Here is a 26691-nt window from a genome sequence, read left to right as displayed (position 1 = left end):
GAATCAATTAAAAGGTCTGCGACCTCAACATAAATATGCGTGTAAGATTTTTAGGGACAGGAACCTCAACTGGAGTACCCGAAATTGGCTGCCAGTGTGAAATTTGTAAATCAAAAGATAAACGAGATCAAAGGTTAAGAGCATCGGTCATAGTTTATACTCAAGACAAGTCTATATTGATAGATTGTGGTCCCGATTTTAGGCAGCAGATGTTAGAGGTTGAGTTTTTGCCTATTGATGGTCTTTTAATTACACATGAGCATTATGATCATGTAGGAGGTATTGATGATTTACGTCCGTTTTGTAAGTTTGGAGATATTGAGATTTATGCAGAGTCGTATGTTGCAAAAGCATTAAAATCGCGTATTCCATATTGTTTTATCGAACACAAATATCCGGGAATACCCAGTATTGCTTTAAATGAAATCAGCCTCGAGCCTTTTAAAGTTGCGGGTGTTGATATTATTCCGATTAGATTGATGCATGGAATGTTGCCCATAATGGGTTATCGTATTGGAAATTTTGCATACCTCACCGATCTAAAAACGATTCCTGATGAAGAATATCATAAACTTGAGGGGCTGGATGTTTTAGTTATAAATGCTCTTCGCATAAGAGAGCATATATCTCATCAAAACTTAGAACAAGCTTTAGAGGCGATTGATAGGATTGCAGCCAAGAAGACTTACCTTACTCATATGAGTCACCAGTTTGGCTCGCATGCCGAAATGGAGAAAATATTACCAGAGAATGTTTTCTTATCTTTTGATGGTTTAGAGTTAGATATTCCTTGATCTGCTCTTTGTCTTTCTCAACCTTCCTTTTAAAAAGCTAATACTTTCCCGTACCATATACAGAAGCATCTTTTCTTCAAGATCAAATAAACGAAAGCCGGATATATAGATTTTTTTTGAAATTTATATAATAAGGCTATCTTTGCTTGTATGAAAAAGTTAGTGATTTTCGGATGTGGACGATTGGCTGAAATTGTTGCCGATGCAGTTGTTAATGGCTTGTTGCCGGAGTATGATTTAGTTGGAGTGTATTCGCGTACTGCTTCAAAAGCTGATCGTATTGTGACTAAAATGAAACAGCATGGTAAATCTTGTGTGGCATCTCCAACATTAGAAGGCTTATTGGCATTGAAGCCGGATTATCTGGTCGAATCGGCATCTCCTGCTGCTATGAAAGAGCTGGCTTTACCAACTTTAAAGAATGGAACTTCGATTGTAACTTTATCTATTGGAGCATTAGCAGATACTCTTTTTTATCGAGAGGTAATGAAAACAGCAAAAGCAAGCGGTACACGCATATACATTGCATCCGGAGCTACGGGCGGTTTTGATGTTTTGAGAACTGCTACTTTAATGGGGAATGCAACGGCAAGGTTCTTCAATGAAAAAGGACAATCTGTATTAAGAAGATCAGCCGTATATAATCCGTCATTGGAAACAGAGAAACGCGTTGTCTTTTCGGGAACAGCTAGAGAGGCTATAGGTGTTTTTCCAACAGGTCTTAATGTTTCGGTTGCAGCTTCGTTAGCCTCTGTTGGTCCTGAAAATATGCATGTGACAATGCAATCTACCCCTGGTTTTATAGGAGATACTCAAAGGGTTGAAATAAAGAATGATCAGGTGCATGCTGTTGTAGATGTCTACAGTGCCACACCCGAGATTGCAGGTTGGTCTGTGGTTAGCACCCTTATCAATATTGTTTCACCTATTGTATTCTGAAAGATATTTCAACGCCTTGTTATTTATTGATATATCTTGTTTGCAAGCTATTATTGGTCTGCTAATTAAGCAGAAGCCTTTATAAAATAGCCTTAATGTCATGTAACGTTTTTACAGTATATGTGGGAGCTATGCTATTTGTATCTGTTATATCTTTAGGATTGAACCATATTTGATCTATACCTAAATTTTTAGCTCCGATAATATCCGTATTAATATTATCCCCGATCATAATACAATCTTTCGTTGTAGTATTTGCCTCCTTTAAGGCGTAGTTGAATATTAAAGGATGTGGCTTATTTTTACCTACATGATCTGATAAAAATACATCTTTGAAGTAGGAGTCTAGTCCTGCATTTTTTATCTTCTTATCTTGTACCTCTAAGAAGCCGTTCGAAATTATATAAAGACAGTATTTCGGTTGCAGATATTCCAATATACCTTCGACACCTTCAATGATGTTTTTTTTATTTGAAACTCTCCCCATAAAATCATTATTCATTTCCAGTGACTGTTCCGTAGTAATAGATGTAAAATCCCTTAAAGCTTGTTGAAATCGACCTTTCTTCAACTCTTCCTTACTTATCAGGTTCTGTTCATACTGATCCCATAAATGCAGATTTATGCTTTGATATTTTTGGAAGAAGTCTGAAAAGTTGGGATAGTACTTATTGATCATATAATCAGTATAAACCTCTTCTAGTACTTGTTTGCTGTTAAGTGCTGTGTCGATAAGCGTATCATCCAGATCAAAGAATATAGTTGTATATTTCATCTACTTATGGTTTATTGTCTTGTGTATTTAAAATGAATAAAAGGTCTTAGACCTTCTAAAAGAAACACTGATAAAGATTGCGCCTTATCAGTGTTTACTGTATATGTAAGAATAATGATTGCTTAGACCTTAATCAACTTGTATGATCAAGAATTGACCTAAGCTCCAGAATCTCTTGTAATCATTAATTTTAATAACTACTTGGCTGTTTGCATCTTTAGCAATAGTATAACTGTCTTTAGGTTGATCAGATAATATTTTTGCTTTTTTAGCATATACCGGAATCTCTTTTACATCGCGAATATCAATCTTGATGAAAATAGATTTGTCGATAGATTCTTTTAAGATTTTAGGAGAAGAAATGAAACCACCTGTAACCACTTTAGCTTCTTTAAGCTCTTTTGATGTACCGAAGATATAATAGCCGGTATTCAATGCTTTTTCTTGCTCTTTAATTTTGTTTGACTGTTCTACATTTTTAGAAGAAAGGTCTTCAACATTTGTATTTAGTTTTTCAACTTCACCTGTCAACGCTGCAATTTGAGCATCTCTGGCCGATAAAGCATCTCTAAGTTCCGATATGGCAGCACTTCTTTGCTCAAGTTCTGCAGTTAGTCTTTCGACAGTTTGTTTAAGTTGTGCCGATTGTCCACCTGCATTCTTAAGTCTCTTATTCAGCGTTTCTATATCTGCTTTATTCTTCTTTAGAATTTCATTGATCATTTGGAAATCATCTGTGATACGAGATTTAGTATCAGAAGACATTTCTCCTTTTGATTTAGATTCTATCGTTAAATATTTCTCAGCTTCTTTTATTTGAGCAAAATTTTCTTCTACTTGATTTATCATTGCCATCAAGTCCGACACGTCTGATTGTCCCTTTGTTGAGACTTGTAATAAAGAATCTCTTTCAGCTTGCAATGCTTTATATTCATCAGAGTTCTTTACATTACACGATGCTAACATGCCAAGGCACAGACATCCTAAAATTACTTTTTTCATAATTATCTACTTTTACTTTTTCCTATTTAACAATAAACCCTCTCGTTTAGTTTTACTTTAGTTCATCAAATTTAATTCTTTTCCTAAAGAAATAGCTTATTTTTAGAATTTATTCATTTTTTCCTGCAATAATTATAACAAATTCACCTCTTGGAGCTTTTGTTGTGAAGTGTACAATCAGCTCAGCCAAGGTTCCGCGTAAAGTTTCCTCATGCAATTTAGATATTTCTCGACAAGTGGCAGCATATCTTTCTTCGCCCATGTATTCAGCCAGCTGTGTAAGGGTTTTTAATACACGGTGAGGCGATTCGTATAAAACAATAGTTGTCGATATTTCGGCGAGTTCTTTAAAGCGGGTCATCCTCCCTTTTTTTTGAGGAAGAAAGCCTTCGAAGTAAAACTTATCGCATGGAATACCTGACGAAACCAATGCAGGGATTAACGCTGTTGCTCCCGGAAGGCATTCTATATCAATCCCTGCTTTTATACATTCCCTGCCAATAAGAAATCCAGGATCGGAAATGCCCGGTGTTCCTGCATCTGATACCAATGCTATATTCTCTCCTGCATTGAGCCTATCAATAATATGAGTAATTGCTTTATGCTCATTAAACTTATGATAAGACTGCATTTTGTTTTGTATCTCAAAGTGCTTGAGGAGAAAACCTGTAGTGCGCGTATCTTCCGCCAGAATCAAGTCTACCTCTTTGAGTAATCGTATTGCCCTGAAAGTCATATCCTCCAGATTGCCGACAGGTGTTGGTATAATATATAGTTTACCCATAGGTTGTTAGTGTTTAATGATGAGTTTCTTTTATAGCTTCGGGATTGTGCTTATGCTTAAATGCAAAAGAGAAGGCAATTAAGATGACGAGTGCATAGATGGCAAACGAAAGCCATATACCGTGCCAGTCTTTAGAACCATCGGCATGGGTAAAATAATACTGAATTAATAATCCACTGATTGAGCTTCCTAAGATAGCTCCGATACCGTTTGTCATCATCATAAATAATCCCTGAGCAGCAGATCGTATAGCCGGCGTGGTTGTCGTTTCAACATATAATGAACCCGATATATTGAAAAAGTCAAAAGCCATACCATATACAATGCAAGAAAGAATTATCATCCATACATGAGCCCCTGGATCACCATACGCAAAAAGTCCGAAGCGAAGAACCCATGCAGCCATACTTATGAGCATAACATTTTTGATTCCGAATCGTTTTAGGAAAAAAGGAATGGCTAGAATGAATAATGTCTCGGAAATCTGAGAGATAGACATTATAATTGTTGAATATCTTACTATCTGTGAATTGGCAAATTCGGGTATTTTTTTGAAATCATCTAAAAATACATCACCATAAGCGTTGGTCAGTTGTAGTGCAGCTCCCAGAAACATCGAGAAAATAAGGAATATAGCCATCTGCTTATTCTTGAATAGCTTAAATGCTTCAAAACCGAATGCCTTAGAAAGTGAAGTATCTCCTTTTTCTCTGGCTAGCGGAGGACATTTAGGTAAGGTAAGCGAATACAATGCAAGTATAATAGAGGCCACTGCTGCAATATAGAACTGATTTTCGGAGCTTTTATTTCCCGTTAAATTTACAATCCACATGGCTGCAATGAAACCGATTGTTCCAAATACCCTGATTGGCGGAAAGTTGGAAACAACATCCATATCGTATTTCTTCAGAGACGAATAGGCTACCGAGTTTGATAAAGCAATGGTTGGCATATAAAATATCATCGCTACTAATATCACATAAAAAAATGTGTCGGGATTATCTACACTTGCTAACCAAAATAAGCTTATTCCACTTAGAAGATGTAAAGCACTATATAGTTTTTCGCTGTCGATCCATTTATCAGCAATAATCCCTGCCAGTGCAGGCATAAAAAGAGAAGCTATACCCATAGTCGAGAATATTGCCCCGAATTTATCAGCTTCCCAATTTTGAGTTTGAAACCAGTAGTTAGCTACTGTAATTAGCCACGATCCCCAAACAAAAAACTGGAGAAAGCTCATTATTATAAGGCGATACTTAAGGTTTAGAGAACTGCTCATAACACGATTAGTTATTTATATGATTTATGCATCAAAGATAATATAAATATGTTTTTTATTTTGTCGAAATTCGAGAGTTTAAGCATGGTAGAATACTTATTATCTGATTATTTTTGGAATGTCAGGTAGATAAGGGTAGGGAAGTGGTCGCTGTACCCATTCAAAAATGTATTTCCCGAAAATGTACGGAGTGGATATCCTTTAAATTTACCCGATTGTTGGAAGAGAAAGTCTTTATTGAAAACTTCTGCTTTCTCAAAATTTAGTTTGTTATCACCTTTCTTTAGAAGGCTTTGAGAAATTATAATCTGATCAAATAAATTCCATTGATCTTTGTAGCATAAAGTGCCAATGCCGCTATCGTGAATTTTCCACATGGTATTGTATAACCCACCTTTTTGTACATCTTCCTGGTTCTTCTTTGCATTTAACACAATGCGTGTACTTTTATCTTTGGGATCATCGTTCATATCGCCCATAATTACAATACCGGCTTTAGGATTTGCATTGTAAATAGAATCGCTTATATGCTTACATATAGCAGCTGCACGCTCTCTTAAGGGCGAAGAGTTATCCCCACGACGCGAAGGCCAGTGATTAACCAGAACGTTGAGTGGTTGCCCTCCTAATAGTCCGCTGACAACTAAAATATCACGCGTTTTTATGTCATTAGTTCCGGGTAGTGTAAACGGATATGTTTTATACGATGTGACCTTGAAGACCGAAGGATCATAAATAAGCCCCACATCTATACCTCTGGCATCGGGAGAATCTTGGTGTACAATCTGAAATTTACGTTTGGCTAAGTCGCCTGTCTTGATGAGGTCTTCTATTACTTTACGGTTTTCAACTTCGGCAATGCCTATAATAACTGCTCCTGTCGGTACAGTTTCTTTACCAAGTAGATTGATTACGTATGCTAAGTTATTGAGCTTCTTATTGTATTTATCCTCTGTCCAGTTATTACGTCCCGAAGGGGTGAAGTCTTCATCTTCAATATTCAGGTCTCTTTTTGTGTCGAATAGGTTCTCTACATTATAGAAAGCAATAGGGTATACTTCTTTTTTCTGTTGAGCAACAGCACTTAAAGATAATAGGACTAAACAAATTAATAAGTATTTCTTCATAACTGATATGGTGATTAACCGAAAGTTTTTAATAATATATTTCTAAACATAACCGACTCTAGCTGCTATCCTGACGAATGCAACGATTAACGTTGTGAGCTTTATGTCAGGATGAATGCGCAAATTTAGGAATAAAAAAAGACTACCTATGAAATTGATCCATAAATAGTCTTTTAATATCTTGAAGATTCTGGTATTATCCAAACATTTGAACAACTCGTTTTATACCTGTTACAAGTTGATCGATTTCTTCTTTTGTATTATAAAAAGCAAATGAAGCTCTTACTGTTCCTTCTATTCCCAATTCTTCCATAAGCGGTTGGGCACAATGGTGACCTGTACGTACGGCAATACCCATTCTATCGAGTAACATACCCATATCGTAGTGGTGAATGTTGTTAACAAGAAATGATACAGCACTGCTTTTATGTTCGGATGTTCCAAAAATACGCATGCCATCTATTTTCATTAACTCAGAGGTACAATATGCCAGAAGTTCATCTTCATAAACTCTGATATTTGATAATCCGATAGAGTTTACATAATCCAATGCAGTTCCTAAAGCGATAAAGTCTACATAATTAGGTGTACCTGCTTCAAATTTGAAAGGAAGTTCGTTAAAAGTAGTCTTCTTGAAGGAAACCGACCCGATCATTTCTCCCCCTCCCTGATAAGGAGGCATTTTATTTAGAAGCTCTTCTTTCCCATATAAAATACCGGTTCCGGTTGGTCCGTATATTTTATGACCTGAGAAAACTAATAGATCACAATCTAACTTTTGTACATCTATTTCGATATGCTGTATCGATTGTGCAGCATCTATCAAAACAGGAATGTTTTTATTGTGTGCTATCTCAATAACTTTTTCAATCGGATTGATTGTTCCAAGTACATTGGAGACATGCATTACCGAAATCAAACGTGTTTTGGGAGTGATGAGTTTTTCAAGCTCCTCAAGAATAAGCTCTCCTTTTTCGTTGATAGGGATTACTTTTAGCTTTACACCTGTAATACTTTCCTGTATTTGCCAAGGCACAATGTTGGAATGATGTTCCATTGCCGAAACAATAATTTCATCGCCTTCTTTACAAAACTCGCGACAAAAACTAGAGGCTACCAGATTTATACTTTCGGTAGTGCCTTTAGTAAATATTACTTCGTGAGAGTGTTTAGCGTTTATAAACTGTTGTACTTTTTTACGGGTATTTTCAGTCAGTTCGGTGGCTTCTTGGCTCAAATGGTGTACTCCTCTGTGAATATTTGCATTTACTGAGGAATATACTTCAGAAATCTTATCGATTACGCATTTAGGTTTCTGAGTAGTGGCTCCATTATCCAGATAAATAAGCTGTTTCCCGTATACTTGGGTGTCAAGTATCGGGAAATCAGCACGTATTTTATTTATATCTAAGGTCATAGACCTATTTGTTTTTTGTAAGTAATTAATCTGTATTGCTCTGTTACCGATTGTAGTAGCCTTTTTTTGATACTTGTCTAATAACTAAAAAGGTCTGAAACTTTATTTGCAAATGGAGCAATCTCCGCATCTGGCTTCTTCACCGCGAAAGCGTTTTTCAACTAATTCTTCGAGACGCTCTCTTAGTGCGTCAATATGAATTAATTTAAGCACATCGGCCGTAAATGCCTGCATAAGCAACAATTTAGCATCTTCTTTAGCGATACCTCTTGCACGCAGGTAAAAAAGAGCATCTTCGTCAAGTTGTCCGGTAGTTAAACCATGCGAACATTTTACATCATCGGCATAGATCTCAAGTTGAGGTTTCGAATACATTCGTGCATCAGGTGAAGCACAAAGGTTGTTATTCGTTTGATACGCCATTGTTTTTTGAGCATCCTTTTCTACTAAGATACGTCCGCAGAAAGAACCTACGGCATGCTCTTGCAATACATATTTAAATAACTGTGTACTTTGGCAATGAGGTTTTGCATGATCTAAAAATGCAAAGTTGTCCACATGTTGTACTTTGTCTGCAATAACAATACCGGCAACCGTAGCTTCGGCTTGCTCTCCGTTTAATTTTACATGATAGTTATTTCTTGTAAAACCACAGTTGAGGGTTATATTATTGACTAATACAGTTGACGATTTTTCTTGTTGAACGTAAGTCGAAGCCAATCGGGTTACTTGATTAGAATTTTCTTCTAATTCGTAGAACTCGATATGTGCATTTTCTTCTGCAAAAATTTCAGTTACCTGAGTTGCCAGAAATTTATGATTGTCAACCGTGTGATCGCAAGCCAATAATTTTACCTGAGTGTTTTTGCCTGCAATAATCAGTAAGCGTCTGTTTACTAAAAAATCAACCTTAGCTGTCAGTATATTGATTAACTGTAAAGGTTGTTCGATAATTGCATTGTCGGGAATATAGATTACAAATCCATCCTGAGCAAACATTGTATTGAAAGCAGCTATCGCATTGTTTTCTAACTGAGCTACTTTGCCGTAATATTTAGAGCAGATATCTGCATGTTGCTCCGAAAAATCTTTCAAACTACCGATGAATACACCTTTAGGGAAATCAGTTTTTGGCTGATGTTCTTTGTGGAATGTATCGTTCATTAAAAAGAATAAATTCGTAGCCAATTCGGGAACGTTGCATTTATATTCGTTGTATGGATTGTTTTGAATAGCTAATCTGCTCAAGTTAAATCCATAGTCGGGCATAAATTCTTTCGCTACATCCGAGTATTGATAATCTTCGAGACTACGATTGGGCAATCCCAAAGTCTTGAAAATTTCAAAAGCCTTATCTCTCGCCTCGTTTAGAACCTTTGTCGATTTTTCGTCGATCAAGTTTCTATGCTTGGTGAATAAGTCTATATATTGAGTTTCTATCATTGAATTCTGTATATTTTAAGTAATGAGAAATATTTATTGATTTGTTTTTATTTGTAGGGCAGATCGTGTCGATCTTTCCTTTGAGGGTGACCACATAGGTTGCCCGTGTACCAAAACAATAAAAAGGTCTGTGACCTTAGTCTTGAAAATCTTTAATAATCCAGTCGTACCCTTTTTCTTCAAGCTCAAGAGCCAGTTCAGGTCCTGCACTTTTTACAATCCTGCCTTTGTATAGAACGTGTACAAAGTCGGGTTTTATATATTCAAGAAGACGTTGATAGTGAGTAATTACAATGGTAGCATTGTCCTTACGTCTCAATTTATTAACGCCTGCTGCTACAATACGAAGTGCATCAATATCAAGCCCTGAGTCTGTTTCATCTAAAATAGCTAATTTAGGATCAAGCATAGCCATTTGGAAAATCTCGTTGCGTTTTTTCTCTCCACCCGAAAAACCTTCGTTTACCGAACGGCTGGCAAGAGTGCTGTCCAATTCTACCAATTCGCGTTTTTCTTTCATCAGCTTAAGAAAGTCCGATGCTGCGATAGGTTCAAGACCTTTGTGCTTGCGAGTCTCATTTACTGCGGCACGCATAAAGTTTACCATGCTTACTCCGGGTATTTCTACCGGGTATTGGAAGCTGAGGAATAATCCTTCACATGCTCTTTCTTCGGGAGCAAGTTCCAATAAATCTTTGCCTTCGAAAGTTACTTCACCTTCTGTTACTTCAAAATTTGGATTACCCACTAATACGGATGCCAATGTGCTTTTTCCGGCTCCGTTAGGACCCATAATTGCATGTATCTCTCCGTTGTTCACTTCAAGATCCAATCCTCTTAATATTTCTTTGCCATCGATATTGGCATGTAAGTTTTTTATGTTTAATAAATTCGCCATTATTTTGTTTAAAATAAAATAATTAAATAATATAGTGTAAGTCTTTTAATAATCGCTTATTCAGCTTATTAATAACTTTGTTACTCGTTTTTTTATAAATTTTTTGTTTGCTGATTATAGAAGCTATACTGCCGATAAAGCAAGTATCGCTATATTTAAATTATAATCGGCTATTGCTATTACGGTTGCTAAAGTAATAAAAAATAAAACGGTTTGAAGCCTTATTTCAATACAATGAACAAAAGTTGAGAGAAATTGTTTATTACTTTTCTGTTATGTTCAATCTATAAAATCTATCAAGAATTAAATATCAGCTTCTATAGATATCGGACAGTGATCGGAGCAGTATACATCACTGTGAATTGTTGCACCTTTAACTCTTTCTCTTGCTTCACTCGAAATCATGTGGTAGTCTATTCTCCAACCTAGATTTTTAGGTCTTGCTCCTGCTCTGTAACTCCACCATGTGTATTTTTCGGGTTCCTGATCATATTCTCTAAACGTATCAATCATACCTGTTTCTACAAACTGGTCAAACCATTCTCTTTCTTCCGGAAGGAAGCCCGAAGAGGTCAGATGGCGTTCAGGCTGATTTATGTCGATAGGTTTGTGACAAATATTATAGTCGCCACAAATCAATATTTCCTTACGTTCTTTTCTTAATTCTAGAATATATTGGGTGAAATCGGCTAAAAATTCCATTTTGAAGACTTGACGAAGTCCTCCTGTAGTTCCCGAAGGGATATATACGCAGATGATAGTCACATTTCCGTAGTCAACACGTATAACGCGTCCTTCTATATCGTATTTATCCATTCCCATTCCGATTTTTACAAAATCGGGTTGAATTTTAGTGATAATTCCTACTCCGCTGTAGCCTTTTTTTTCTGCCGGATGAAAATAGCAATATTCGTAGCCTAGAGATTTTAAGGTTATTAAATCTATCTGGTCTTCTTGTGCTTTAAGTTCCTGAAAACATACTACATCGGGATTTTCTTTACTTAACCAATCGGCTAATCCTTTATTTAATGCAGCACGTATACCATTTACATTATAGGATACAATCTTCATTATTTAAATTGAATATTTAAAAGTGGATGAGCCTTACTTATGCTCATCACTTGTCATTTATTATTTATTTCATCCATTTCTATGGCTTTAACCTTTTTGAATAGGTCGGAGGCGAAAACGAAATCATTAAGAGCTTCATTCTTAGTTGTCAATATCTGTTCATTGCTTCCCTCCCATTCGAGATTGCCTTCTTTAATGAAAAATATTTTATCGCCAATATTCATAACCGAGTTCATGTCATGCGTATTGATGATTGTGGTAATTTTGTATTCTTTGGTAATATCACTTATCAATTCGTCAATTACCAGCGATGTTTGAGGATCTAAACCTGAGTTAGGCTCGTCACAAAACAGGTATTTGGGATTAAGGGAGATCGCTCGGGCAATGGCTGCACGTTTCATCATACCACCGCTTATCTCCGATGGATACAAGTGTCCGGCATCCGAAAGATTTACACGATCCAGGCAGGATTGTGCCCGTTTCATTTTCTCTCCTTTGGACATTGTTGAAAACATATCCAATGGAAAATAAACATTTTCGAATACGGTCATTGCATCAAATAATGCCGATCCCTGAAAAATCATGCCCATTTCTTGCCTTAACGCCTTCATCTGGTCTGACGATAGTTTTGTTAAGTCTCTATTGTCATACAGAATTTCCCCTTTGGTAGGTCTCATCAGTCCGATTAAATTTTTAAGCAATACAGTTTTACCCGAACCACTTCGACCTATAATCAGGTTATTTTTACCTTCTTCGAAAGTCATGCTAAGCCCTTTAAGGACATCGCGGCCATCGAATGATTTCACTAAATTTCTAACTTCTATCATCCCATCATTAAATCAGTGATTAATAAATCGGAAATCAATATCAAAATACTGCTTACAACAACAGCATTAGTACTTGCTTTTCCCACATCAAGCGAACCTCCTTTAGCATAATATCCGTAGTAGGCTGCTATAGACGAGATCAGAAACGCAAAGAATATTGTTTTTAAAATGGCATACCATATATAGAACGTCTTGAAGAATGACTGCAATCCGTATTCGAAATCGGCGACGGGTACAGCATTTGTAAAGTAACAGACTCCAAATCCTCCTACAATACCGAAAAACATACTTAATACGACCAATACGGGAACAAATGCCATTAATCCTACTACTTTAGGTAGAATCAGATAGTTGGCGGAGTTTACTCCCATAATTTCAAGTGCATCAATTTGTTCGGTAACCCGCATTGTTCCAATTTCGGAAGAAATATTCGAACCGACTTTCCCTGCCAGAATAAGACACATGATAGAGGACGAAAATTCGAGAAGAATAATCTCTCTGGATGTGTAACCTACTGTATAACGGGGTAATAGAGGGTTGTTTATATTCAGCGCTATTTGTATTACAATAACGGCTCCGATAAAAAACGAAATTATTATAACAATACTTATTGAATCGACTCCAAGTTTGCTTATCTCTTTTGATAGCTGTTGAAGAAATATTCTCCATTTCTGAGGTCTGGTTAGGACTTTACGCATCAATATTGCATATTGTCCCAATTTTTCTAACGAACTTGTTAATAGCATACCTTTAAATTAACTTTTAAGTACAGTAAAATATCAATGCGTATTATTCAAATACGGCAATCTGTATATTGTTATATCAGAAAAAAGCAATAAGTAGGCTTATAGCCTTATCTGATTTTTCTAAATAACAAATGTACAAAAAAATTAGACAACGGAAGGAATTCCTGTTTCCTCTCTCTCCGGATTTAATATCGATTTGCCGTTGTCGATAAACATTTTCTTTGCAACTTTCCCTATAATCAACGTTGATCCGGCATCAAAACTACCTCCGATAACACCGCCAACGATAGGTATTGCCTTACCTAAGCCGGTTAAGCTCCTGCTTCCTAATTTCGAAGCAATATTCACACTGACTTTTTCGTTTACCGAAAGAAGCATTTTTCTTGAAGTATTCTCAATGAGGCTTTTTACGAATTTCTCTCCGGCTTTGATCCCCATTTCTTTAAATATCTCTTTGGTTCCGTTGCCGAGCATACAAACATAGATGATCGATTTTACCTGATCACTTTGTATATCATGACCTCCCATATAAGCGATGGCCGAAATCATGCGTACCTGAATATATATGACACTGGCTATATTAGCGGGTAGAGCAAAGGGCATAATGGCCCATCCTCCCAATCCTGTAAAGAATCCGCTTGATGCAGCTTTGGTTACTTGCCATTTAATCAATTGATCTACTTGTTGGTCAAGGGTACCTTTTGAATTTAGATAATCATTTCCTAATTGATATGCAGAATCTACTCCTCCAAATCCGTTGATGGCTCTGGCATAAGTCCATTCAAGAACTTTTGAGACCATACCGCTTTTAGCTGTTGTTGTTATTTTGCTCATGCTTAGGATATTAATTGTTGCTAGTCTTTTGTCCCTATTTTATGTTTAGCCAAGTATATAAACAAAATACTTATAGTCTTTGTTTATGACACTCTTACTCTTGAATAGGTATGTCTATTAATTTGAGAGTGCAATATACTTCTAAAAATAGATTACAGGGCTTTTTGTTAATACTATTTAACCCTCTAGTGTCTTCGGCATAAGTAAAATCAAGAATGTATTAAAGCTTGATAGATTATTTAAAGTTTCAGACTTAAGTTCGCAGAACTATTTATTGCTTTGGCAAGCAAAACAGCGATAGGTTGTTATGCCTTTAAAATGTATCATTAAATATTTTCTTTTACTTATTATTCGTTTTCGTCTGTAATTATTTTTCCATTTACTTTTACATTATCCAGAACCAGATTAACTACGTTCTTAATTTGAGTAGCTTTGGGGGCTTTTTTTACTACGATATTTCGTAATGTAATATTGTATAGCTTTGCTTCAGGAACACCGTTTGCCATAATAGCTACACTGTCTACACGATTGCAGGTTACATTTTCGATAGTAATATTTCTGAATTGCGTTGGATAATTTCCTCCTCGATAACCATGGTAGTCTGTACGGAAATTTATTACTCCCCATAAGCAAACATCGGCTTCGATATTTCGCATATGGAGGTTCTCGAAAAATCCTCCACGGTCGAGATTTGATTTGAAATAAATCCCGTTGCGGCAACTGTCTATTTTACAATCTTCGATAAATATATTGCGTACTCCTCCCGACATTTCACTGCCAATTGTGATAGCCCAGCGTGCAAAGTAACAATTTCGTATAATAACATTTTCGGTTGCCCGACCCACACGCCATCCATCCTGATCACGTCCTGATTTGATTGCGATGCCATCATCTCCTACATTGAATTTTACATTTTCAATCAATACATTGGTTGACGATTCGGGGTCGCAACCATCATTGTTGTAATTATTACTGTCTATATATACATCACGCACAATTACATTATCACAATACACAGGATGAATAATCCAGAAAGGCGAATCGTATATCTTCACACCTTCGACCAGAACATTCTTACATCCAAAAAACTGTATCATGCAAGGACGTAGATACCAGCCTTCTCCAAAAATGCGCTCATAGATAGGTATAGAGTCATTTCCCATTTGACGGAGTTTATCCATCGCCGGTTTTTCTTTAGGTTTCCAAGTATTGAAGGTTACAGCACCGTTGCCATCAATTTCGCCCTTACCTGTAATCGCTACATTTATGCTTTGATAGCTGTAAATGAAGGGTGTGTAATTGAAACATTCAGTACCTTCCCATTTGGTTAGCGACATAGGGAGGTAATCCTTGGGTTCGGTAGAGAATTCGAGGCGTGCTCCTTCTTCCAAGTGTAAGTTTACATGGCTTTTTAGAATAATTGATCCTTTGATATAATATGTTCCTGAGGGAATTAATACTTTACCGCCTCCTTGTTGATTACACTCATTGATAGCATTAATAATTGCCGGAAGGCTATTAAATGTGCTGTCGTCTTTTGCCCCAAAATCAAGTATGTTGAAAGTTTTATCTTGGAATTCGGGTGCAGAGATGTTTTCCATAATTTTTGGAACCATATCCCATCCGTTATCTGTGGCGGTTATTTCTGTATTAGTCGGACGACTACACGATGTGAGCATAATAATTGTCATTAATATGGGTATAAAGTATTTTTTCATAATATTGTATTTTGTTATTTAAGGTGTGTTGTTAAGTAAATAGTATTATTTAATGATCTGTTTTTAGAGGCAAGAGTAATGCAATTATCTTCGTTTGTATGAACGCATGGGTTTACTTTTGCACTCTGGTAATAGATAGGTTTGTGACCTTAAATATAGAGATTGTTTTCTAAAGTGGCAGATATTTATAAAAGAATAGGCAGAAAAGTTTAACTTTCCTGCCTATTTGCATTTATTAGAATCTAGACTATTTTATTCTAAATAAGTATAACCGTATAATCCTGAACGATAATTTGATAGGAACTCTTTACCTTCTTCAACAGTAATAGATCCTTGTTTAACGCAGGTTGTTACCCAGGTTTCTACTGTTCGAACCAGTTTCTTGGCGTTATACTGTGCATATTCAAGTACTTCGGCTACAGTTTCTCCATCTATCATTTGCTCTATCTTATAACCGTTCTCATCAACCGATACGTGTACGGCATTAGTATCACCGAACAGGTTATGAAGGTCTCCTAGTATTTCCTGATAAGCACCTACTAAGAATACGCCCAAGTAATACGGCTCATTCTTCTTTAGGTTATGTACGGGTAAATATCCGGTTTGATTGCCTGTGGGAATGAAGTTGTCTATCTTACCATCCGAATCACAAGTAATATCTTGCAATGTTGCAGTTCTGTCCGGTCTTTCTCCTAAACGATGTAACGGGATGATCGGAAATATCTGATCAATAGCCCAAGAGTCGGGTAGGGATTGGAAAAGAGAGAAATTACAGAAGTATTTATCCGGTAATAATTTTGCCAATTGCTTCAATTCGTCGGGAGAATGTTTCATACGTCCCGCCATTTGATATATCTCACGGGCAATAGAGAAATAAAGACGTTCGACTTGTGCCCTTGTTTTCAGGTTGAGCATTCCCAAGCTGAATAAATCAAGCGCCTCTTCTCTAATCTGTTGAGCATCGTGCCAAGCTTCCAGCATTCGACGCTGATTCAAATCATCCCATATTTGATACAGTTCGCGTACCAATTCGTGATCATTTTCGGTGATAACATCGCTTTCTTCCCATTCGGGCAGAGTTGCTGTTTCGAGCACTTCAAACACTAGTATGGAGTGATGCGCAGTCAAAGATCTTCCTGATTCTGTGATGATATGGGGATGAGGCAGACCATTTTTGTTTGCTGCATCCACCATTGTTGATATAGAATCGTTTACATATTCCTGAATAGTGTAGTTAACACTGCTTTCGCTATGTGACGAGCGGGTGCCGTCGTAATCAATACCAAGACCTCCGCCTATATCTACAAATTCGATATTATACCCCATTCCATGAAGTTGTACATAGAATTGCGATGCCTCACGTAGAGCTGTTTTGATTCGTCTGATTTTTGTTACCTGACTACCAATGTGAAAGTGGATCAGACGCAAAGAGCCTTGCATGTTGTTTTTGTCAAGAAAAGCCAGAGCTTCTAATAGTTCACTCGAATTCAATCCGAATTTACTAACATCTCCTCCCGATTCTTCCCATTTACCACTGCCGCTACTCGCCAATTTGATACGTATACCAATATTGGGAACAATTTTTAAGCGTTTTGCAGTTTTGGTAATAAGAGGCAATTCGTTGAGTTTTTCTACGACAATAAATACTCTTTTACCCATTTTTTGAGCCAGAAGAGCCAATTCTACATAGCTTTCGTCTTTGTATCCATTACAAATAATCAGCGAATTAGGGTCTGTGTTGATAGCAATAACTGCATGAAGTTCAGGTTTAGAACCTGCTTCAAGACCGATATTGAATTTCTTACCATGACTTACCAATTCCTCTACTACGGGTCGCATTTGATTCACCTTTATAGGATATATAATGTGATTCTGTGCTTCGTAACCATACTCCTTCGCTGCTTTTTTGAAGCAGGTAGATATTTTTTCGATGCGGTTGTCCAGAATATCCGGAAAACGAACTAATACAGGAGCTGCTACATCGCGAAGCTGTAGTTCATCTATCAGCTCTTTCATGTCCACAGCTACACCGTCTTTTCGGGGAGTGACTATTACATTCCCCTTTTCATTGATTGAAAAATAATTAACACCCCAACTGGAGATGTTGTACAATTCTTCCGAATCTTCAATGCGCCATTTTCTCATTATTGCAAATACGCCTGTTTTTAATTGTTTGTAAATAGAGCGGTCTTACCTTTTGGTTAAGACCTTTGTAATTTCTCCTATATATAAAACATGGAAATCTTTTTCGGGAAACCATTTGCTTATAATTTCTTTATCCAGAAAATATTCTCCTCCCATCGGTTGAGCATATAATTTCTTTATAAAAATAGCTGTATGAGCTTCTTCGAAGTAGGGAATCTCCTCTTCATGAATAATGCTCAACTCTGCCTTTTCTATTTTGTTCTCGTCTCTACCCGATACTTTTCCCAGATAGCCTAGTTTCTTCAAGTAACTCTTGTCGAAAAAAGTAAGAGAAAAGCAATCAGCATCATCTACAAATTCTTTGGTACAGCGTTGTGGACGAATTACTATGAAAGCAACTTGTTTGTTCCACATGATACCAAAGCCACCCCAACTGGCGGTCATTGTATTTACTCTGCCATCTTTTTCGGCAGTAACTAACATCCACTCTTCTTTAATGTCGAAAGGCGAAAATGCTAATTCTTTAGCCGATATTTCTTTGAAATTATTCATATCTGTTTGTAAATCTTTCTGTAAAAAGGTTTCAACCTTTAATGAATATATTTTTGGAGTTCTCCTACCCATATGCTATAAGCAGTTTCGGTAAGATGTAAACCGTCATTTGTATGTTGAGCATCTAATTTCCCTTGTTTACCCATATATAATGGGTTGATGTTCACGAAAATTATTTTTTCTTTTGATGCCAGTTTTTTCAACTCTTTATTGAGCTTTACTATTTGCTTTTCTTTCCCGATTAATCTTTTGTAACGCCCGAAGTCATTATTAATTGGAAGTAAGCTTTGTATATAAATAGCGGTTTCGGGAGATTGCTCTTTAACTCGTTGAATTATATAACGATAATGTTTTATAATTTGTTTGTTGGGTACGTTTTGAGAGATATCATTGATACCAGCCAAAATAAATAGTTGGGCTGGATGTGAGATCGCAATTTCATCTATCCTGTTGAGCATACCTTCGGTATTATCACCTGATATACCTCTGTTGACGGGAGCAGCTTCGGGGAAGTATTTATTCCATTGTCCACCCTCTGTTAAACTATTACCTAAAAAGACAATTTTATTTTCACCAATCGGATTTTGCTCAAAATAAGCAATACGCTCCCTATAATGATCGGTGTCATATTCTTTTCTTTCTTGTGCCTGAGTGTACAGTGCGATCATAAAGAAAAATAAAATAAGAATCTTTTTAGTCAAATTAAAATAAATAAAATAGTTTACGTCAATATCAATTGATTAAGGTCTGATGTGAAACAGTATGTGATCTTAATCAAGTTTCAATACAGCTAAGAATGCTTTTTGAGGTACTTCAACGTTACCTACCTGTTTCATTCGCTTTTTACCTTCTTTTTGTTTTTCAAGAAGTTTACGCTTACGTGAAATATCACCTCCATAACATTTTGCGGTAACATCTTTACGTACCGCCTTTATCGTTTCACGAGCTATAATTTTAGCTCCGATGGCTGCTTGTATAGCAATGTCAAACTGCTGGCGTGGGATAAGTTCTTTCAATTTTTCGCACATGCGGCGACCAAAGCTTACCGCATTATCTACGTGTGTAAGTGTTGACAAAGCATCCACGGGTTCTCCGTTTAAGAGAATATCCATTTTTGCCAGTCTTGCTTCACGATAGTCATGCATTTGGTAGTCGAACGAAGCGTATCCTTTTGATATACTTTTCAGTTTATCATAAAAGTCGATTACAATTTCACCCAAAGGTAAATCGTAAGTAATCTCTACACGGTCTCCCGAAATATATTCTTGTTTCAAAAGTATTCCGCGTTTACCTAAACATAGCGACATGATAGGGCCGATATAGGCTGTGCTGGTTATAACCGAAGCTCGTATATAAGGTTCTTCTATATAGTCGATGAGAGTAGGGTCGGGTAGTCCCGAAGGATTATGTACCTCTTTTACGTTCCCTTTTTTGTCGTATACAAGATACGAAACGTTGGGAACGGTTGTGATTACATCCATATTAAACTCTCGCTCCAAACGTTCCTGTATAATTTCCATGTGCAGAAGTCCTAAGAACCCGCATCGAAAACCAAAGCCCAGTGCAATAGACGATTCGGGTTGGAAAGTAAGCGAAGCATCATTCAATTGAAGTTTTTCGAGAGAAGCTCTCAAGTCTTCAAAGTCTTCACTTTCGATAGGGTATACTCCGGCGAAAACCATCGGTTTTACTTCCTCGAATCCATCAATCGCTTTCTCACATGGATTTTTCACATGTGTGATTGTATCTCCTACTTTTACTTCTTTGGAGGTTTTTATACCTGATATAATATATCCTACATCACCACAGGTAACTTCGTTACGGGGCGACATGGTTAATTTCAATACACCTACTTCGTCTGCATTATATTCTTTTTCGGTAGCAAAGAATTTTACAAGATCACCCTTTTTGATAGAGCCATTTACGATCTTGAAATAAGCGATAATACCTCGGAATGAATTGAAAACAGAGTCAAAGATCAAGGCTTGTAGAGGTGCTTCTGGGTCTCCTTTTGGAGCAGGAACACGTTCTATAATGGCTGCCAGAATATCATATACTCCTTGCCCCATTTTGCCACTGGCACGGATTATTTCTTCACGTTTACAACCCAACAGCTCAATGATTTGATCTTCTACTTCTTCGGGCATAGCACTTGGAAGGTCGATCTTGTTAAGAACCGGAATGATTTCCAGATCATTGTCTATCGCCATGTAAAGATTCGAAATTGTTTGGGCTTGTATTCCCTGAGCCGCATCTACTATCAGTAATGCTCCTTCGCAGGCTGCAATTGAACGCGAAACTTCGTAAGAGAAGTCAACGTGTCCCGGGGTATCAATCAAATTGAGTATATATGTTTCGCCATTGTACTGGTATTGCATCTGGATCGCGTGACTTTTGATGGTGATACCACGTTCACGTTCCAGATCCATATTATCCAAGACTTGAGCCTGCATATCTTTACCTTCAACTGTTTTGGTATATTCAAGCAAGCGGTCGGCTAATGTGCTCTTACCATGATCTATATGCGCAATGATGCAAAAATTTCTTATTTTATTCATTCTTAAACAACGGTATGACTGAGGTCACAGACCTAATTTTATTACTTTGGCAAATATAAATACAACTGATAGTTATGATTAAATAAAGTTGTATTCAGTACTTATTGTTACTCGATTTATTCGATTGGAGATTCCAACCCCAATTTACGGGATGCAAATATACGGAAAGAATTACACTATCGAAATAACATTGTGTAATAAAATCTTTTAAGGATGAGATACGGTCTGTTTTTACTTTAGATACTTCGCCTAAAGTTCTATTTGTGCCGAAAAGAGGTTGAGAAGGTGAAATTTTACATCTATTATTTAACGTTACTTAATTGGTGTTTTCTCTTAAATGTAAAAGACAAATCATACATTTGTTTATAATAATATTGTATCGTGAAGTATTTATTGCTATATTGTGTAGATGAATTGTATTCTTTGATTTGCAGACGTATAGCGATACTTGTTTTCGGTATTTAAAGATTAAATCTATGAACAAGAAAACACCGTTTTACCATTTTGTGCTAATTTTATCTGTTGTTGCATTATTTCCTGTTTGTAATATACATGCACAGCATTCTGTAAAGACAAAACAGCTATCATCGAAACAACAGAGGTGGTTTGAAGATAAAAAGTGGCTCGAAGGTGCTGCTGCATTTCCTGATACGGGAATAGATGAAATAACATTTGTTTCTCATTATGAGAAACATCCGGAAAGATGGAAAAGGGTGTTCAAATTTATAAAAGAGAATAATCTGGCAACATTACCGCTCGGCAAGCAATCGTTAGGAGATGATATAACTGTGAACGTACAGGAATATATGACTCGTGAACCGGGTAATGAGCAGCTCGAAGGACATAAAAAGTACATCGACTTACAATATATCGTTGATGGTTGTGAATTACAAGGCTATGCAAAGTTGGCGACAGCTATAGAAGTTATAAATCCGTACGATGAAAAAAGAGATGTTGCTCATTATAAAGTGCCCGTGATAGAATATCATGTAGTTAAACCCAATCAGTTTACTATTTTCTTTCCGGATGATATTCATATGACTAATATTCAGTACGGAGAAAAGGCAAAGGTGCGTAAGGTGGTTTTTAAAATAGCAGTTGATTGATTGCTCGTGATGATAGGTCTGTGGTCTTAATTGATTGAGTTATGGGACGATTTTTATTCTTATTCTATGCTTTAGTGTTCTTTTCGTTTGGTTCTCAGGCAAAAGAAACTGTAGTTTCTGATTCGACTAAGGTTGATCGGATGTATTTGGTCTGGAATGATGATTCGTTATTGAGAGATTCGTTGCAGATGAAAAAAGTAATCTCCTATTATCGGGAATCCAAGTATATGGACGAGTGTGTTGAAGGTGGTCTTGTTAAGCATTTGCTGTCTGTGGAGAAGTTATCCCGTTTCAAGAAAGGGGATGAAGGGCGTTTTATGTTCCTTTTTAATGATCCGCATTTCGAGCCAAGTGAAACAAGGTCTGTTGCGGCCATATCTTTTCAGGGAGATGATGCTTTGGCTGATTTAATAAATGAAGTAAGGTATATAACTTTGAATACTAAGTTTAATCCTTTGATAAATGCCGAATTTATGCCGGCTTTCAATGGGGGATATAGTGGGATGATGAAATATCTCAATGAGAAAGTAACCCTTTCACGTGATACGGATGCGACGGATACGTGCGGGGCGGTTGTTCTCGGTTTTATTGTCGATAAAGATGGTTCAGTTAAGGATTTGAAGATTTTAGAGACCTGTAATGAAGTTTTGGATAAGGAAGCGTATAGATTGGTGAAATCGATGCCCAAGTGGCAAACAGGCAAAAGGGCAGGCGCTTCTGTTCCTGTATTTGTGGTGTTACAACTTATTTTTAAGATGTAAGTTCGTTTGTCGGCTGAGTTTTTTTTGTCCGGTTTTATTAAATGGTTTTATGTTTTTGAAATGAAGAAGAAAAGGTCTGTGACCTTAAAAAATAATAATAAGAGAATTTTATGAGTGTATCATTTAAAGAGAGAGTAGGTAAGTTTTGGGACGCTTTTACTGAAAAAGAGTCTGAGGTTAGAAAAATGTTGGATGACAAGGTTGAAACTGATACATTAATAAAATTTGTAGATGATATTTTATCAGTAGCCTTTCATAAAGCATTTTTTGAGTTGGGTATTAATGATCAAGGGAAGTATGAGTTGATTCTTACACCTGAGGGAGACCGGGCAAAACTTTTTCAGTTAGAGTATTGGTTGAAGCAGGCTCCGGCGGTTTTATCCGAAAAGTGGAATTTTTATTCCTCTAAGCCCGCTAAGGCAAAAGGCGATTTTAGTATTTCGATGTATGATACTACTCTTTCCGCTGATAGTGTAAGTCTTTATTACGAAATTGATGAAAAGCATCAGAAAGTGAATTTGCAAGTAGAGTGCCTTCCGTTGATGAAATTGGAAGAGAATAAAAAGTATAGTTTGTTTTTTATTTATCTCGATCAGCTTATTGGCGAAGCTTATACAATGGAATATATAGGCACTATTGATTTTCGAGTTTCAGGAAAGGGATTGAAGAAGGTTGCAGCAACTGATTTGAGAAAATTGATGGATGATACCATTGAGGCGAAAAACTGGTTCCGTATCGAGAATATCTGCGAGAGATGTGCCGGATATGAAATGGTTCCCTCAAAAGCAAAGGATTGGCAGTTGCGTGAGGATATTTACATTGCCTATTCATCGTGTTTTCCTGTGTTGAATGCCTTTTATAACAAATCGACAGAATTGTTCGGGAACTTTTATGCTGACGGGGTAGTGTTCGGCTTCTTGTTTTATGAGAATATCAATGTGCCCAAAGATCGGATGGTTCCATTTAGAACCGAGATCGAAGATCAGATATTAAAAGAGGCTAAAGCCGCTAATGTAGCTGATTCTATTGGAGGAGCAACAGGTTTTTATTTTTCGTATATGGATTTTATTGTTTACGATATAGATGCATTCTTAGCTATTGCAAAAGAGGTTTTAGTTAAATACAAATTTAAAGATGTTGGGTTCTCTAATTTTATATTTGGAGATACACCTACGTTCTTTAGGGACTGAAAGGCATAGTGTGATGATCATGAAAAAAGGAGATAATATTTTTATTATCTCCTTTTTCTATAATTAAGTATCTCTAATATTTGCGTTTAAAATTATAAAAAGGCTCAGCTCTTATCTTAGCTTTTCAAGAATTGCTGCTGCTATAAATTCAGCCGCTTTTTCGTTTAATCCGCCTCCCATAACAAGCATGTCGGCCTGTTGGCGCGATGGTTCTATGAATTCTTCATGCATGGGACGAACTGTTTTGTAGTAACGGTCGATAACTTCCAGTGCCGTACGTCCACGTGAATCCATATCTCTTTGAATAATTCTGGTCAAGCGCTGATCTGCCGGAACTTCCAGAAATATTTTCATGTCCAGTTGATCATAGATCATTTGTGATGTATATATTAATATACCTTCTACTAATAAAATGTTCTTTGGTGCAATGGGAATTGTTTCTTCCAAACGAGCACATGTTAAGAACGAATAAGTAGGACAGTTGATGGTTTGCCCTGATTTTAGAAGCTCGATATCTTTGTACATCAACTCCCATTCTATGGAGTCGGGATGATCGTAGTTGAGTTTGAACCGATCTTCGAGTGGAATATCGCTGTTGTCTTTGTAATAGGCATCCTGTGGTAAAATAGCAATTTCTTCGCGGGGAATTCGGCTTAGTATACCGTCTACTAACGTTGTTTTTCCTGAACCAGATCCTCCGGCAATGCCTATTATATACATGGGGTATTTTATTATTTTGTTATTTTATTGCAAAAGTATCGGTATTCTTCGAATAATGAAATTCTGTAGTATTAAAAATTACAATGTACCCTGTTCTATTTCTATCACTATCCGTTCTATCATCTTATCCTTGCCGTTAGGGTCGTATTGAGTTTTCAGGTTGTTGCCGAAAATACCCGCAAAAGTATTGTAAACGGTGGCTTTTATACCCCCTGTGAGAGATTTGATAATATCATATGCCGAGGAGTTTGTTTGCCTGTCGATCAACTTTACTAATATTTTACCTTGATTTTTTGTTAGCTTTTTCATCTTGGGTTTGTAGGAATCCATAATGAATTTTTGAGTTTGTTCAAGGTGTTTCTGTTTTGCCTTTTTATCGGGTAAAGTTTCCATGAATTCGTAAGTCTCAATGATGTTTTGTGCTACCTGTTTGGCATAGGGCAAGGTTATTTTTACATCACGCACCAGTTTAGTGTATTCGAGCCTTTCCTTTTCGTCTTTGAAGCGAAGGGGGGGGAATACAACGGTTTCCGGAAGGTATGCATTAAATATAGTGTCACCCTTCACTACCGAGAATGTATATTGGATAACTTTGCTGCTTTGTGCCTGTGTATACGATATACATAGGACAGAAAGGAATAATATGCATATATATTTTTGCATTGGCTAAAGTAAAGCTTTGGATCTTCTTATTGTTCTAAGAGAGTGTAAATATAATTAAGTTCACAGAACTATTTATTGCTTCGGCTAGTTAAACTGCAATAGATGGTTATGTTTTTAGAATGTATTATTGAATATTTTCTATTATTCACTTCTTTATAAATGTACCATGTGATTGTAAATATCATACACAGCTTATGGTTTGTAAGGTGTATGCAATACGCCTCTACATTGAAGATGCTCGAATAGATTCTTTCTTTTATTTAACTATATTTGCAGCAAATACAACAAAATAAATACATAAATATAAATTCGGGATGGATTGTTCAAAGATTAACAGTATTCTTTTTTTACCAAGAAGAAATATGGTAATTAGGAAAAAGTTTTTTATCTTTGCGACCATTCTTTTATTTAATTGAAAAAGTGGGAAAATTTAGTCTCTATAATATTCCGTTAAGGAATCTGGCAGATGGTCTACATAAGTTCGAGTATGTTTTGGATGATCAATATTTCAAAGCAATTGGCGATGCCGATTCGGATATTAGACGAGGCAAGGTTAATGTAGAAGTAATCGTGAAGTGTGTATCTTCGACATTCGAGTTTAGTTTTACTCAGAATGGTGAAGTGCATGTTCCTTGCGATCGTTGTTTAGATGATATTCTTATCGAAACCAATTCAACCAACCGCTTGGTGGTGAAGTTTGGTCATGAATATTCGGAAGAAAGCGACGAAATCGTAATCATACCCGAAGAAGAAGGTGAAATTAATATTGCATGGTTTTTATATGAATTTGTAATGTTGAGCCTTCCAATGAAGCATGTACATGCACCGGGTAAGTGTAATAAAATGATGTCTTCGAAGCTGAATAAACATAAAGTTGCAGCTGCTGATTCGGATGATAGTTTGGATATAGTAGATGATGACGATTTTGACGATTCGGTTGAAGAAGAAGCTGGTGAGGTAACCGATCCACGATGGGATGGATTGAAAGGACTTGTTGAGGAATAAAACTCGCAGACCTTTTTCCTGTTTGATGAAAATAAATAAGGAATAATTATAAAAATATAGTAGTGTAAAAATACTACTCAGAAGTAAAAATTTAAATTAAATAAACAGATAAAATGGCACATCCAAAGCATAGACAGTCAAAGTCTAGATCAGCGAAAAGAAGAACTCATGATAAAGCTTTAACTCCAACATTAGCTGTATGCCCTAATTGCGGAACATGGCACGTTTATCACACAGTATGTGGTGATTGCGGTTATTACAGAGGAAAATTAGCAATTGAAAAAGAGGTAGCTCTTTAATTGTCTAAACAATAAAAGCCCTACTCAAAATAGGG

General features: G+C 36.5%; 26 protein-coding genes. 7 read left to right on the top strand and 19 right to left on the bottom strand.

Annotated features, from left to right (window positions below):
• Positions 1 to 35: 35 nt before the first annotated feature.
• Positions 36 to 794: an MBL fold metallo-hydrolase gene (locus G7050_RS01120; RefSeq protein WP_166109973.1), complete on the top strand. Its 759-nt coding sequence runs from the start codon at positions 36 to 38 to the stop codon at positions 792 to 794.
• A 150-nt stretch (positions 795 to 944) separates the two neighbouring features.
• Positions 945 to 1733: an aspartate dehydrogenase domain-containing protein gene (locus G7050_RS01115; protein ID WP_166109970.1), complete on the top strand. Its 789-nt coding sequence runs from the start codon at positions 945 to 947 to the stop codon at positions 1731 to 1733.
• Positions 1734 to 1812: 79 nt separating this feature from the next.
• On the opposite strand, the gene G7050_RS01110 is transcribed toward G7050_RS01115, so the two are convergent.
• The 17 genes from G7050_RS01110 to lepA form a co-directional block, all read right to left on the bottom strand.
• Positions 1813 to 2508, bottom strand: a complete 696-nt coding sequence (locus G7050_RS01110) for a YjjG family noncanonical pyrimidine nucleotidase (RefSeq protein ID WP_166109967.1) — start codon at positions 2506 to 2508, stop codon at positions 1813 to 1815.
• A 129-nt stretch (positions 2509 to 2637) separates the two neighbouring features.
• Positions 2638 to 3510, bottom strand: a complete 873-nt coding sequence (locus G7050_RS01105) for a hypothetical protein (RefSeq protein ID WP_166109963.1) — start codon at positions 3508 to 3510, stop codon at positions 2638 to 2640.
• Between the two features lie 109 nt (positions 3511 to 3619).
• Positions 3620 to 4294 carry a 16S rRNA (cytidine(1402)-2'-O)-methyltransferase gene (rsmI, locus tag G7050_RS01100; RefSeq protein WP_166109960.1) on the bottom strand — a complete coding sequence of 225 codons (675 nt, stop codon included), beginning with the start codon at positions 4292 to 4294 and terminating at the stop codon, positions 3620 to 3622.
• Between the two features lie 13 nt (positions 4295 to 4307).
• Entirely contained in the window at positions 4308 to 5576 is a 1269-nt protein-coding gene (locus G7050_RS01095; RefSeq protein WP_166109957.1) for a nucleoside permease, read from the bottom strand.
• Between the two features lie 107 nt (positions 5577 to 5683).
• On the bottom strand, positions 5684 to 6703 hold the full coding sequence (locus tag G7050_RS01090) for an endonuclease/exonuclease/phosphatase family protein (protein WP_166109955.1): 1020 nt from the start codon (positions 6701 to 6703) through the stop codon (positions 5684 to 5686).
• A gap of 196 nt (positions 6704 to 6899) precedes the next feature.
• Positions 6900 to 8120 (bottom strand): aminotransferase class V-fold PLP-dependent enzyme, encoded by a 1221-nt coding sequence (locus G7050_RS01085; protein WP_166109952.1) that lies wholly within the window; start codon positions 8118 to 8120, stop codon positions 6900 to 6902.
• A gap of 102 nt (positions 8121 to 8222) precedes the next feature.
• Positions 8223 to 9563 carry a Fe-S cluster assembly protein SufD gene (gene sufD / locus G7050_RS01080; RefSeq protein ID WP_166109949.1) on the bottom strand — a complete coding sequence of 447 codons (1341 nt, stop codon included), beginning with the start codon at positions 9561 to 9563 and terminating at the stop codon, positions 8223 to 8225.
• 136 nt (positions 9564 to 9699) lie between these two features.
• Positions 9700 to 10461 carry a Fe-S cluster assembly ATPase SufC gene (gene sufC, locus G7050_RS01075; RefSeq protein ID WP_166109946.1) on the bottom strand — a complete coding sequence of 254 codons (762 nt, stop codon included), beginning with the start codon at positions 10459 to 10461 and terminating at the stop codon, positions 9700 to 9702.
• 303 nt (positions 10462 to 10764) lie between these two features.
• Entirely contained in the window at positions 10765 to 11532 is a 768-nt protein-coding gene (locus G7050_RS01070; protein ID WP_166109943.1) for an exodeoxyribonuclease III, read from the bottom strand.
• A gap of 53 nt (positions 11533 to 11585) precedes the next feature.
• Positions 11586 to 12359 carry an ABC transporter ATP-binding protein gene (locus G7050_RS01065; RefSeq protein ID WP_166109940.1) on the bottom strand — a complete coding sequence of 258 codons (774 nt, stop codon included), beginning with the start codon at positions 12357 to 12359 and terminating at the stop codon, positions 11586 to 11588.
• Positions 12356 to 13105, bottom strand: coding sequence for an ABC transporter permease (locus G7050_RS01060; protein ID WP_166109937.1), 750 nt, complete (start codon positions 13103 to 13105; stop codon positions 12356 to 12358). Before G7050_RS01060 ends, G7050_RS01065 begins: the two co-directional genes overlap by 4 nt.
• Positions 13106 to 13249: 144 nt before the next feature.
• Positions 13250 to 13939, bottom strand: coding sequence for an EcsC family protein (locus tag G7050_RS01055; protein WP_166109934.1), 690 nt, complete (start codon positions 13937 to 13939; stop codon positions 13250 to 13252).
• A 347-nt stretch (positions 13940 to 14286) separates the two neighbouring features.
• Positions 14287 to 15618 (bottom strand): glycoside hydrolase family 28 protein, encoded by a 1332-nt coding sequence (locus G7050_RS01050; RefSeq protein WP_370521927.1) that lies wholly within the window; start codon positions 15616 to 15618, stop codon positions 14287 to 14289.
• 291 nt (positions 15619 to 15909) lie between these two features.
• Positions 15910 to 17802, bottom strand: a complete 1893-nt coding sequence (speA, locus tag G7050_RS01045; protein ID WP_166109928.1) for a biosynthetic arginine decarboxylase — start codon at positions 17800 to 17802, stop codon at positions 15910 to 15912.
• 45 nt (positions 17803 to 17847) lie between these two features.
• Positions 17848 to 18354: a flavin reductase gene (locus G7050_RS01040; RefSeq protein ID WP_166109925.1), complete on the bottom strand. Its 507-nt coding sequence runs from the start codon at positions 18352 to 18354 to the stop codon at positions 17848 to 17850.
• A 38-nt stretch (positions 18355 to 18392) separates the two neighbouring features.
• Positions 18393 to 19022 (bottom strand): GDSL-type esterase/lipase family protein, encoded by a 630-nt coding sequence (locus G7050_RS01035; RefSeq protein ID WP_166109922.1) that lies wholly within the window; start codon positions 19020 to 19022, stop codon positions 18393 to 18395.
• A 102-nt stretch (positions 19023 to 19124) separates the two neighbouring features.
• Complete coding sequence (gene lepA / locus G7050_RS01030) at positions 19125 to 20912, bottom strand: translation elongation factor 4 (RefSeq protein WP_166109919.1); 1788 nt, start codon at positions 20910 to 20912, stop codon at positions 19125 to 19127.
• 476 nt (positions 20913 to 21388) lie between these two features.
• Between lepA and G7050_RS01025 the strand changes: the two genes are divergently transcribed.
• The 3 genes from G7050_RS01025 to G7050_RS01015 all read left to right on the top strand — a co-directional run bounded on the left by G7050_RS01025 (position 21389) and on the right by G7050_RS01015 (position 23969).
• On the top strand, positions 21389 to 22018 hold the full coding sequence (locus G7050_RS01025; protein ID WP_166109916.1) for a YhcH/YjgK/YiaL family protein: 630 nt from the start codon (positions 21389 to 21391) through the stop codon (positions 22016 to 22018).
• Between the two features lie 41 nt (positions 22019 to 22059).
• Positions 22060 to 22779 (top strand): energy transducer TonB, encoded by a 720-nt coding sequence (locus G7050_RS01020; protein ID WP_166109913.1) that lies wholly within the window; start codon positions 22060 to 22062, stop codon positions 22777 to 22779.
• A gap of 110 nt (positions 22780 to 22889) precedes the next feature.
• Positions 22890 to 23969: a hypothetical protein gene (locus G7050_RS01015; protein WP_166109910.1), complete on the top strand. Its 1080-nt coding sequence runs from the start codon at positions 22890 to 22892 to the stop codon at positions 23967 to 23969.
• Between the two features lie 111 nt (positions 23970 to 24080).
• Here G7050_RS01015 and udk read toward each other — a convergent pair whose 3' ends face one another.
• Positions 24081 to 24689, bottom strand: coding sequence for a uridine kinase (gene udk, locus G7050_RS01010; RefSeq protein WP_166109906.1), 609 nt, complete (start codon positions 24687 to 24689; stop codon positions 24081 to 24083).
• 78 nt (positions 24690 to 24767) lie between these two features.
• Entirely contained in the window at positions 24768 to 25352 is a 585-nt protein-coding gene (locus G7050_RS01005) for a DUF4294 domain-containing protein (protein WP_166109903.1), read from the bottom strand.
• 420 nt (positions 25353 to 25772) lie between these two features.
• Between G7050_RS01005 and G7050_RS01000 the strand changes: the two genes are divergently transcribed.
• Positions 25773 to 26357 carry a DUF177 domain-containing protein gene (locus tag G7050_RS01000; protein ID WP_166109900.1) on the top strand — a complete coding sequence of 195 codons (585 nt, stop codon included), beginning with the start codon at positions 25773 to 25775 and terminating at the stop codon, positions 26355 to 26357.
• 113 nt (positions 26358 to 26470) lie between these two features.
• Positions 26471 to 26656, top strand: coding sequence for a 50S ribosomal protein L32 (gene rpmF, locus G7050_RS00995; protein WP_082204055.1), 186 nt, complete (start codon positions 26471 to 26473; stop codon positions 26654 to 26656).
• Positions 26657 to 26691: the final 35 nt, after the last annotated feature.

Origin of the sequence: Dysgonomonas sp. HDW5A (genome assembly GCF_011299555.1) — a bacterium.
Taxonomy (GTDB): domain Bacteria; phylum Bacteroidota; class Bacteroidia; order Bacteroidales; family Dysgonomonadaceae; genus Dysgonomonas_A.
Note: the sequence above shows the minus strand (reverse complement) of the source record. Positions and strands in the feature narration are given on the sequence as shown.

What these genes read in the sequence shown, in the direction of transcription:
- G7050_RS01120 (WP_166109973.1), top strand. Translation starts at nt 36, where the DNA reads ATGCGTGTAAGATTTTTAGGGACAGGAACCTCAACTGGAGTACCCGAA.
- G7050_RS01115 (WP_166109970.1), top strand. Translation starts at nt 945, where the DNA reads ATGAAAAAGTTAGTGATTTTCGGATGTGGACGATTGGCTGAAATTGTT.
- G7050_RS01110 (WP_166109967.1), bottom strand. Translation starts at nt 2,508, where the DNA reads ATGAAATATACAACTATATTCTTTGATCTGGATGATACGCTTATCGAC.
- G7050_RS01105 (WP_166109963.1), bottom strand. Translation starts at nt 3,510, where the DNA reads ATGAAAAAAGTAATTTTAGGATGTCTGTGCCTTGGCATGTTAGCATCG.
- rsmI (WP_166109960.1), bottom strand. Translation starts at nt 4,294, where the DNA reads ATGGGTAAACTATATATTATACCAACACCTGTCGGCAATCTGGAGGAT.
- G7050_RS01095 (WP_166109957.1), bottom strand. Translation starts at nt 5,576, where the DNA reads ATGAGCAGTTCTCTAAACCTTAAGTATCGCCTTATAATAATGAGCTTT.
- G7050_RS01090 (WP_166109955.1), bottom strand. Translation starts at nt 6,703, where the DNA reads ATGAAGAAATACTTATTAATTTGTTTAGTCCTATTATCTTTAAGTGCT.
- G7050_RS01085 (WP_166109952.1), bottom strand. Translation starts at nt 8,120, where the DNA reads ATGACCTTAGATATAAATAAAATACGTGCTGATTTCCCGATACTTGAC.
- sufD (WP_166109949.1), bottom strand. Translation starts at nt 9,563, where the DNA reads ATGATAGAAACTCAATATATAGACTTATTCACCAAGCATAGAAACTTG.
- sufC (WP_166109946.1), bottom strand. Translation starts at nt 10,461, where the DNA reads ATGGCGAATTTATTAAACATAAAAAACTTACATGCCAATATCGATGGC.
- G7050_RS01070 (WP_166109943.1), bottom strand. Translation starts at nt 11,532, where the DNA reads ATGAAGATTGTATCCTATAATGTAAATGGTATACGTGCTGCATTAAAT.
- G7050_RS01065 (WP_166109940.1), bottom strand. Translation starts at nt 12,359, where the DNA reads ATGATAGAAGTTAGAAATTTAGTGAAATCATTCGATGGCCGCGATGTC.
- G7050_RS01060 (WP_166109937.1), bottom strand. Translation starts at nt 13,105, where the DNA reads ATGCTATTAACAAGTTCGTTAGAAAAATTGGGACAATATGCAATATTG.
- G7050_RS01055 (WP_166109934.1), bottom strand. Translation starts at nt 13,939, where the DNA reads ATGAGCAAAATAACAACAACAGCTAAAAGCGGTATGGTCTCAAAAGTT.
- G7050_RS01050 (WP_370521927.1), bottom strand. Translation starts at nt 15,618, where the DNA reads ATGCTCACATCGTGTAGTCGTCCGACTAATACAGAAATAACCGCCACA.
- speA (WP_166109928.1), bottom strand. Translation starts at nt 17,802, where the DNA reads ATGAGAAAATGGCGCATTGAAGATTCGGAAGAATTGTACAACATCTCC.
- G7050_RS01040 (WP_166109925.1), bottom strand. Translation starts at nt 18,354, where the DNA reads ATGAATAATTTCAAAGAAATATCGGCTAAAGAATTAGCATTTTCGCCT.
- G7050_RS01035 (WP_166109922.1), bottom strand. Translation starts at nt 19,022, where the DNA reads ATGATCGCACTGTACACTCAGGCACAAGAAAGAAAAGAATATGACACC.
- lepA (WP_166109919.1), bottom strand. Translation starts at nt 20,912, where the DNA reads ATGAATAAAATAAGAAATTTTTGCATCATTGCGCATATAGATCATGGT.
- G7050_RS01025 (WP_166109916.1), top strand. Translation starts at nt 21,389, where the DNA reads ATGAACAAGAAAACACCGTTTTACCATTTTGTGCTAATTTTATCTGTT.
- G7050_RS01020 (WP_166109913.1), top strand. Translation starts at nt 22,060, where the DNA reads ATGGGACGATTTTTATTCTTATTCTATGCTTTAGTGTTCTTTTCGTTT.
- G7050_RS01015 (WP_166109910.1), top strand. Translation starts at nt 22,890, where the DNA reads ATGAGTGTATCATTTAAAGAGAGAGTAGGTAAGTTTTGGGACGCTTTT.
- udk (WP_166109906.1), bottom strand. Translation starts at nt 24,689, where the DNA reads ATGTATATAATAGGCATTGCCGGAGGATCTGGTTCAGGAAAAACAACG.
- G7050_RS01005 (WP_166109903.1), bottom strand. Translation starts at nt 25,352, where the DNA reads ATGCAAAAATATATATGCATATTATTCCTTTCTGTCCTATGTATATCG.
- rpmF (WP_082204055.1), top strand. Translation starts at nt 26,471, where the DNA reads ATGGCACATCCAAAGCATAGACAGTCAAAGTCTAGATCAGCGAAAAGA.